The sequence below is a fragment of the Variovorax soli NBRC 106424 genome, assembly GCF_001591385.1.
In the GTDB taxonomy this organism is placed as follows: domain Bacteria; phylum Pseudomonadota; class Gammaproteobacteria; order Burkholderiales; family Burkholderiaceae_C; genus Variovorax; species Variovorax soli.
On sequence record NZ_BCUU01000068.1, the window covers coordinates 20557 to 29023 of the forward strand.

At 66.4% G+C, this 8467-nt stretch carries 8 protein-coding genes; all 8 read left to right on the top strand.

The window, feature by feature from the left end:
- The 8 genes from VSO01S_RS18345 (at position 1) to VSO01S_RS18380 (ending at position 8385) form a co-directional block, all read left to right on the top strand.
- The gene (locus VSO01S_RS18345) at positions 1–639 is read left to right on the top strand and encodes a TetR/AcrR family transcriptional regulator (RefSeq protein ID WP_068644252.1); all 639 of its coding nucleotides are present in this window, start codon (positions 1–3) and stop codon (positions 637–639) included.
- A gap of 151 nt (positions 640–790) precedes the next feature.
- The gene (locus VSO01S_RS18350; RefSeq protein WP_068644253.1) at positions 791–1564 is read left to right on the top strand and encodes an ABC transporter permease; all 774 of its coding nucleotides are present in this window, start codon (positions 791–793) and stop codon (positions 1562–1564) included.
- A 31-nt stretch (positions 1565–1595) separates the two neighbouring features.
- Positions 1596–2600 carry an ABC transporter substrate-binding protein gene (locus VSO01S_RS18355; protein ID WP_068644254.1) on the top strand — a complete coding sequence of 335 codons (1005 nt, stop codon included), beginning with the start codon at positions 1596–1598 and terminating at the stop codon, positions 2598–2600.
- 3 nt (positions 2601–2603) lie between these two features.
- Positions 2604–3398, top strand: coding sequence for an ABC transporter ATP-binding protein (locus VSO01S_RS18360; RefSeq protein ID WP_068644255.1), 795 nt, complete (start codon positions 2604–2606; stop codon positions 3396–3398).
- A gap of 14 nt (positions 3399–3412) precedes the next feature.
- Positions 3413–4831, top strand: coding sequence for an enolase C-terminal domain-like protein (locus tag VSO01S_RS18365; RefSeq protein ID WP_068644256.1), 1419 nt, complete (start codon positions 3413–3415; stop codon positions 4829–4831).
- A 148-nt stretch (positions 4832–4979) separates the two neighbouring features.
- Positions 4980–5960 carry a tripartite tricarboxylate transporter substrate binding protein gene (locus VSO01S_RS18370; protein WP_068644257.1) on the top strand — a complete coding sequence of 327 codons (981 nt, stop codon included), beginning with the start codon at positions 4980–4982 and terminating at the stop codon, positions 5958–5960.
- 45 nt (positions 5961–6005) lie between these two features.
- Positions 6006–7181, top strand: coding sequence for a Gfo/Idh/MocA family protein (locus tag VSO01S_RS18375; RefSeq protein ID WP_068644258.1), 1176 nt, complete (start codon positions 6006–6008; stop codon positions 7179–7181).
- Between the two features lie 19 nt (positions 7182–7200).
- Positions 7201–8385, top strand: a complete 1185-nt coding sequence (locus tag VSO01S_RS18380) for a dihydrodipicolinate synthase family protein (RefSeq protein WP_068644259.1) — start codon at positions 7201–7203, stop codon at positions 8383–8385.
- Positions 8386–8467: the final 82 nt, after the last annotated feature.

Genomic DNA, 8467 nt, shown 5'->3' on the forward strand with positions numbered 1-8467 from the left:
ATGCCCGCCACCTCGACCGCCCCCCGCCTGCGCGATGCCGACAAGTCGCAGCTGGTGATCCTTGCCGCCGCCATGGATGAGTTCGCGCAATATGGCTATGCCGGCGGCCGGGTGGACCGCATCGCCGAGCGCGCCGACATCAACAAGCGCCTGATCTACTACTACTTCGGCAACAAGGACGACCTGTTCCTGGCGGTGCTGGAGCGCACCTACGCCGACATCCGCTCGGCCGAGCAGGCGCTGCACCTGGACGAGATGGACCCGGTGCAGGCCATCCGCCAGCTGGTGTCCTTCACCTGGCACTACTACCTCGACCACCCCGAGTTCATCGCCCTGCTCAACAGCGAGAACCTGCACCAGGCCGTGCATCTGAAGCAGTCCACTCGCATCCAGGAAATGAACTCGCCGCTGGTGGCCATGCTGGCCGACGTGCTCGAGCGCGGCCGCAAGCAGGACCTGTTTCGCGACGGTGTCGACCCGATCCAGCTCTACATCTCGATCGCCTCGATCTGCTACTTCTACCTGTCGAACAACCCCACCCTGTCGACCATCTTCGGACGCGACCTGCGCACGCCCAAGGCGCTGGCGCAACGCCTGTCGCACATGACGGAAATGGTGCTGGGGTACGTGCTGAAATAGGCGCACCCGGCCTCCCTCTCCAACGCCCCGTGCTTTCCCTAGGGGCCGTTGACATCTTCCTGCAGCGGATCGAACAATTCACCGACTGGTGAACTTCGCGGCGTGCCTGGCCCGGGCGCGCGGGATCGGCTCGCCCTCAGGAGTTGTTTCCATGCTTCGCAAACTGCTGCTGCAGCCCGCGCTCCGCCCTTTCCTGCTCATCCTGGCGCTGCTCGTTCTGTGGGACCTTGCGATTCGCCTCTTCGGCATCCCCGCCTACCTGATTCCGCCGCCGCTGCAGGTAGTCAAGCAACTGGTGGCCGAATGGCCGCAGCTGGTTTCTCAGAGCTGGAAGACCACGCTGGCCACGCTGGGCGGCTTCGGCCTGACCATCGTCATCGGCATTCCGATCGCCATGTGCATCGCCTACTCGCGGCTGGTGGAGTCCTACGTCTATCCGCTGCTGGTGTTCTCGCAGAGCATTCCCAAGGTGGCGATCGCGCCGCTGTTCGTGGTGTGGTTCGGCTTCGGCATCTTCCCCAAGGTGGTGTCGGCCTTCCTGCTGGGCTTTTTTCCCGTGGTGGTCTCCACCGTGATGGGCTTCAAGTCGGTGGAGCCGGACATGCTCGACCTGGCCCGCTCCATGGGCGCCAGCCGCCTGCAGACCTTCTTCAAGATCAGCCTGCCGCAGGCGCTGCCGGCCATCTTCAGCGGCCTGAAGGTGGCGATCACGCTGGCGGTGGTGGGCGCGGTGGTGGGCGAATTTGTCGGCTCCAACTCGGGCATCGGCTACGTGCTGCAGGTGGCCAACGGCAACTTCGACCTGCCGCTGATGTTCGCGGCGCTGGTGGTGCTCTCGACCATCGGCGTGGTCCTGTTCGTCGCCATCGACATCGTCGAGCGGCTGATGATTCCCTGGCATGCCTCGCAGCGCCAGGTGTTCTGAGCTTCGTTCCAAAACCAACAGGAGACACACCATGAAGTTGCTTCCCGCCTTGCTGGCCGGCGCCGTCGGCGCGCTGGTCGCCCTTTCGCCGGCACAGGCCCAGACGAAGCCGGCCGACAAGGTCACGCTGATGCTCAACTGGTACCTCTACAGCGAGCATGCCCCCTTCTTCCTGGGCAAGGAACTGGGCTACTACAAGGACGAGGGCATCGAGCTGGAGATCCAGGAAGGCCGCGGCTCTGCCGTGACCGCGCAGGCGGTGGCGGCCAAGTCGGCCACCTTCGGCTACATCGACGTCACCACCATGATCAAGGCGGCCGCCAAGGGTGCGCCGCTGAAGTCCACCGGCGTGCTGTTCCAGGTGAGCCCGATGTCGGTGATGGGCTTCTCCGAAAAGAACATCAAGACGCCCAAGGACATCGTCGGCAAGACGGTGGCCGTGACGCCGGGCGACTCCATGTCGCAGATGTGGCCGGTGTTTCTCAAGGCCAACAACATCAGCGCCGATCAGGTCAAGATCGTTTCGGGCGATGCGCAGACCAAGCTGAACGCCGTGATGAACGGCCAGGCCGATCTGCTGCTGGGCTATGTGATGGACCAAGCCATCAAGCTGCAGGACGCCACCGGCAAGCCGGTGACACCGATCCGCTTTGCCGACTCGGGCGTGAACCAGATCAGCTCCGGCATCATCACCAACAAGAACCTGCTCACCGAGAACCCCGACCTGGTCAAGCGCTTCATGCGTGCCTCGACCCGGGCGGCCGAAGCCGCCGAGAAGGACCCGGCCGCGGCGGTGGACGCCATGCTCAAGGCCAACCCCAAGGCCGGCGTGCGCGACACGCTCATCGTCGGCATGAAGCAGAGCGTGGCGCTCTACCACACGCCCGAGACCCGGGGCCAGCCGCCCTTCCGCGTGGACATGAAGAACGTCGACAAGTCACTGGACCTGCTGGTGCAGTACGGCGGCATGGACGCCTCCACCCGCGGCAAGCCCGAAGACTATGTGACGCTGGACTTCCTGCCCGCGGCCAAATAACCCATGTCCTCTCCCCGTTCCGACGTCGTCCTGATCGAAGCCCGCGGTGTCAGCAAGACCTACCAGACCAAGGGTGGGCCGGTGCAGTCGCTGCAGCCGCTGGACTTCGGCATTCGCCAGGGCGAGTTCGTCTCGGTGGTGGGGCCCTCGGGCTGCGGCAAGAGCACGCTCTTGAAGATGGTGGCGGGGCTGCTGCCGATCAGCGGCGGCTCGCTCACGCTGGCGGGCCACCCGATCAAGGGCCCGCAGAAGGACGTGGGCATCGTGTTCCAAAGCGCGGTGCTGCTGGCCTGGCGCACGGTGCTCGATAACATCCTGCTGCAGGCCGAGATGCGCCACCTGCCCATGGGGCCGGCGCGCGCCCGCGCGGCCGAGCTCATCGCCATGGCGGGGCTGCAGGGCTTCGAGGGCAAGTACCCCTGGCAGCTCTCGGGCGGCATGCAGCAGCGCGCCTCCATCTGCCGGGCATTGCTGCACGACCCCTCGGTGCTGCTGATGGACGAGCCCTTCGGCGCGCTGGACGCCATGACGCGCGAGAAGATGAACCTGGAGTTGCGCCGCATCTGGGCCACCGGCGAGCGCAAGACCGTGATGCTGATCACGCACAGCATTCCCGAAGCCATCTTCCTGTCCGACCGCGTGATCGTGATGAGCGAGCGCCCCGGCAGCATTGCCGCCGAGTACGAGATCGACCTGCCGGCCGACCGCGGCCTGGACATCATGGGCTCGCCCGCATTCGCCGCCTATGCGAAGACCGTGCGTTCGCACTTCTTCGCACAAGGCAGCCTCGACCATTGAGAAGGCGGCTGGCCATGTCCGCGCCGGCGCCACGCTTTGCCATCGAGGAGATCCGCTTCTTCGAGCGCGATGTGGTGCTGCGCCTGCCCTTCCGCTTTGGCGCCGCCACCGTCACGTCGTGCCCGCAGGTGTACGTTCGCGCGCGCATCCGCCTGCCGGACGGACGCACCAGCGAAGGCTGCGCAGCGGAGATGATGATTCCCAAGTGGTTCGACAAGCACCCCGGGTTGTCGAACGAAGAGAACTTCGCGCAGCTTCGGCGGGCCCTGCAGCTGGCGCGCGCCGCGTATCTCTCCGACGCGCAGGCCCAGACCGCATGGCACCATTTCGCCAGCCACTATCAGGCCCTGCTGGATGCCGGCCAGACGGCGGGACTGAACCCGCTGGTGACCAGCTACGGCCCCGCGCTGGTGGACCGCGCCCTGCTGGACGCCCTGTGCCTGCACGCGTCCTGCAACTTTGCCCAGGCCATGTCGGCCAACCTGTGCGGCATGGCGCCTGCCGAACTCGCACCGGACCTGCAGGGATTCGACTTCGACGCCTTCGCCAAGGCGCAGCAGCCAGTCCGGAGAATCGCCGCCCGGCACACCGTCGGTCTGGCCGATGCCATCGAGGACAGGGAACTCGCCGCTCCCCCGCGCGACGGCCTGCCTGCCTCGCTGCAGGCGGCCATCGCGCGCTACGGCCACCGGCACTTCAAGCTCAAGCTGTGCGGCGACACGAGCACCGACGTGGAGCGCCTTAAGCGCATTGCCCGGCTCATCGACCCGGTGGCCGCGCTGGTGACGTTGGACGGCAACGAGCAGTACGCGGATGCAGCCGCCTTCGAGGATTTCCTGGACGCCTTCCTGGCCGAACCATCGCTTCGCGGCCTGGCGCAGCGGTGCGCCTTCATCGAACAACCCATCCAGCGCGCCACCGCGCTTCAGCACGACCTGAGCGCCGCGGCCGCCCGCATGCCGCTGCTGGTGGACGAATCCGACAGCCGCATCGCCAGCTTTCTCGAGGCCCGGCCGCTGGGCTACACCGGCGTCTCGAGCAAGAGCTGCAAGGGTTTCTACAAGTCCGTCATCAACGCGGCGCGTTGCGCGCAGGCCGGCCCACGGCGGCGGCTCTTTCTCTCCGGCGAAGACCTCACGATGCAGGCCGGCGTGGGCCTGCAGCAGGACCTGGCGCTGGTCGGCTGGCTCGGCCTGGCCCATGTGGAGCGCAACGGCCACCACTATGTGAACGGCATGGCGGCCCTGCCCGAGGCTGAGCAGGACCACTTCCTGCGCACGCACCCGGCGCTCTACGTCCGAAGCGAGGGCGCCGCCCGGCTTCGCATCGAACACGGCCAGATCGACCTGGGTTCGATCACCGATGCCGCCGGCTTCGGCGGCACGGGCGCGGAATGCGGCATCCAGTGGGATGCCATGCGAACCGACTGGTGAATTATTCGGACACTCGAGTCCGTGTAAACCCTGAAACCACAACCCTCTTTCGAGCGAGGAATGCTATTGACCCACGATAGAGCCCACCTCTAGAATTTCTTCTATTCACCATTCAGTGAATTAAAAAAGCCACAACGGAGACCTCAAGATGATTCGCCTTGCCCGCTTCGCCGCCGCCAGTTCCATCGTTGCCCTGGCCAGCCTTTGCGCTGCCACCGCCTTCGCGCAAAACGGCTATCCCAACAAGCCGATCCGGGTCATCGTGCCCTTTGCCGCCGGCAGCACCACCGACATCATTGCCCGCGCCATCACCGACAAGATGAGCACGAGCCTGGGCCAGCCCGTGGTCATCGACAACCGCGGCGGCGCCAGCGGCACCATCGGCCAGCAGATGGTGGCCACGGCCGCGCCGGACGGCTACACGATCATGATCCACTCGTCGTCGCACACGGTGAGCCCCTCGACCTTCGCCAAGCTGCCCTTCGACACGGTGCACGACTTCGCCGGCATCACGCCCATCTCCAGCCTGCCCAACGCGCTGGTCATCTCGCCTTCCAAGAACATCAAGACGCTGCAGGAGCTGCTCGCCGCCGCGCGCGCCAAGCCGGGCAGCATCAACTACGCATCGGCCGGCCAGGGCAGCGCCACCCACCTGAATGCCGAGAAGTTCCGCGTGGCCGCCAAGATCGAAGCCACCAACATTCCCTTCAAGGGCTCCGGCGAAGCGGTGACCGAAGTGATGGCCGGCCGCGTCGACTACTACTTCTCGCCCATCGCCCCGGTGATCGGGCAGATCAAGGACGGCCAGCTGCTCGCCCTCGCGGTGGGCTCGCCCCAGCGCGCGAGCGCCCTGCCCAACGTGCCGACCACCAGCGAGGCCGGCGTGCCGGGCTCGGAATTCAACTTCTGGATCGGCATGATGGCCCCGGCCAAGACGCCGCGCGACGTGGTGAACCGCCTGCACGACGAAGTGCAGAAGGCGCTGGCCAGCCCCGAGGTGAAGGAGCGCTTCGCCAAGCTGGGCGCCGACGCCTGGACGCTCAAGCCCGAGCAGTTCGACGCCTACATCCAGGAAGAAATCAAGAGCAACGCAGTGCTGGTCAAGGCAGCCGGCCTGACGCCGCAGTAAGCAAGCGGCACCCAACCTTTTTCCCATTCGGAGGACACACACATCATGGCAACCCAACGACTCGGCCTCATCATGCACGGCGTCACCGGACGCATGGGCATGAACCAGCACCTGATCCGCTCCATCTGCGCCATCCGCGCGCAGGGCGGCGTGACGCTTTCCAACGGCGACAAGGTCATGCCCGACCCGATCCTCGTCGGCCGCAATGCCGAGAAGATGGAAGCGCTGGCCAAGGCGCACGGCATTGCCCGCTGGGGCACCGACCTCGATGCGGCGCTGGCCAACCCGGACGACACCGTCTTCTTCGACGCCGGCACCACGCAGATGCGCCCGCAGCTGCTGGCCAAGGCCATTCGCGCCGGCAAGCATGTGTATTGCGAGAAGCCCATCGCCACCAACCTGAACGAAGCGGTGGAGATCGCGCGCCTGGCCGAAGAGGCGGGCCGCACCCGGGGCATCAAGCACGGCGCCGTGCAGGACAAGCTCTTCCTGCCCGGCCTGCGCAAGCTCGACATGCTGCGCCGCGCCGGCTTCTTCGGCCGCATGCTCAGCGTGCGCCTGGAGTTTGGCTACTGGGTGTTCGAAGGCGACCTGCAGCCCATCCAGCGCCCCAGCTGGAACTACCGCAAGGAAGACGGCGGCGGCATGATCCTGGACATGATGTGCCACTGGCGCTACGTGCTGGACAACCTGTTCGGCGAAGTGAAGTCCGTCAGCTGCCTGGGCACCACCCACATCCCCACGCGCTGGGACGAAGCCGGCAAGCCCTACACCGCCACTGCCGACGACGCCGCCTATGCCACTTGCGAGCTCACCGGCCACAACGGCGAGCCGGTGATCGCGCAGCTCAACATGAGCTGGGTGACGCGCGTGCGCCGCGACGACCTGGTCACCTTCCATGTCGACGGCACCGACGGCTCGGCCGTCGCCGGCCTGTCGAGCTGCCGCGCCCAGTCGCGCGTGGCCACGCCGCGCCCGGTGTGGAACCCCGACGAAAAGCAGACCATGAACTTCTTCGACCAGTGGCAGGAGATTCCGGACTCGCAGGTCTACGACAACGGCTTCAAGATCCAGTGGGAGCACTTCATCCGCCACGTGGTGGAAGACGCGCCCTACAAGTGGACGCTGCCCGAAGGCGCCAAGGGCGTGCAGCTGGTCGAGAAGGCCCTGGAGAGCTGGCAGGAGCGCCGCTGGATCGACGTGCCCGCACTGAAGATCTGAACGAGCGCGGAATCGAGCCATGGCCCTGACCCTCCACCTTCCCACCGCCGGCGGCGCGCTGGCGCCCTACACCCTGCAGGGCCGCGTGCTGGCACGCCCGCCCGCGGGCCTGAAGTTCAACCGCATCGCCTACTCGGCCGCGCACGTGGTGGCCGATCCGCTGGCCGCCGTCGATCCGTGGCTGCAAGCCGCCGTCGACTGGGACGCCACCATCGACTACCGCCGCCACCTGTGGTCGCTGGGCCTGGGCGTGGCCGAGGCCATGGACACCGCGCAGCGCGGCATGGGCCTGGACTGGGCCACCTCGCTGGAACTCATCCGCCGCTCCATCGACGCGGCCAAGGACATCCCCGGCGCCTTTCTCGCCAGCGGCTGCGGCACCGACCACCTCGACATCGATTCGGTGAAAAGCGTGGACGACGTGATCCGCGGCTACGAGGAGCAGATGGCAGCCATCGAGGCCCTGGGCGGCAAGCTGATCATCATGGCCAGCCGCGCCCTCGCCCGCGTGGCCAGGAGCCCGGCGGACTACGAGCGCGTATACGACCGCGTGCTGCGCCAGGCGAAACAGCCGGTGGTGCTGCACTGGCTGGGCGACATGTTCGACCCGGCGCTGGCCGGCTACTGGGGCAGCAGCAATATCGACGAGGCGATGAACACCGCACTGGCCGTGATTGCGGCCAACCCGTCGAAGGTCGACGGCATCAAGATTTCCTTGCTGGACAAGGACAAGGAAATCGCCATGCGCCGCCGCCTGCCCGCGGGTGTGCGTATGTACACGGGCGACGATTTCAACTACGCAGAGCTGATCGCCGGCGACGGCATCGGCAGCGAGCCCACGCATGGCAAGAGCGATGCGCTGCTTGGCATCTTCGACGCCATCGCGCCGGCGGCCAGCGCCGCGCTGGGCGAACTGGCCCAGGGCAACGAGCAGAAGTTCCACGACATACTCGGCCCCACGGTGCCGCTGTCGCGCCACATCTTTGCGGCGCCCACGCGCTTCTACAAGACGGGCGTGGTCTTCATGGCCTGGCTCAACGGCCACCAGAAGCACTTCACCATGGTGGGCGGCCAGCAGAGCACCCGCTCGCTGCAGCACCTGGCGGAGCTGTTCCGCCTGGCCGATGCGGCGCATGTGCTGGAAAAGCCGGAGCTGGCGGTGCAGCGCATGAAGACCTTACTGGCGTTGCATGGCGTCGAATGAAATGGAATGCGATTTGCTCCTTCCCCCGCTGGGGGAAGGCCGGGATGGGGGCTCGCCAAGCATCTCCATGAAAACGTCGCCA

Coding starts and splice junctions, on each gene's coding strand:
- VSO01S_RS18345 (WP_068644252.1), top strand. CDS start 1: ATGCCCGCCACCTCGACCGCCCCCCGCCTGCGCGATGCCGACAAGTCG.
- VSO01S_RS18350 (WP_068644253.1), top strand. CDS start 791: ATGCTTCGCAAACTGCTGCTGCAGCCCGCGCTCCGCCCTTTCCTGCTC.
- VSO01S_RS18355 (WP_068644254.1), top strand. CDS start 1,596: ATGAAGTTGCTTCCCGCCTTGCTGGCCGGCGCCGTCGGCGCGCTGGTC.
- VSO01S_RS18360 (WP_068644255.1), top strand. CDS start 2,604: ATGTCCTCTCCCCGTTCCGACGTCGTCCTGATCGAAGCCCGCGGTGTC.
- VSO01S_RS18365 (WP_068644256.1), top strand. CDS start 3,413: ATGTCCGCGCCGGCGCCACGCTTTGCCATCGAGGAGATCCGCTTCTTC.
- VSO01S_RS18370 (WP_068644257.1), top strand. CDS start 4,980: ATGATTCGCCTTGCCCGCTTCGCCGCCGCCAGTTCCATCGTTGCCCTG.
- VSO01S_RS18375 (WP_068644258.1), top strand. CDS start 6,006: ATGGCAACCCAACGACTCGGCCTCATCATGCACGGCGTCACCGGACGC.
- VSO01S_RS18380 (WP_068644259.1), top strand. CDS start 7,201: ATGGCCCTGACCCTCCACCTTCCCACCGCCGGCGGCGCGCTGGCGCCC.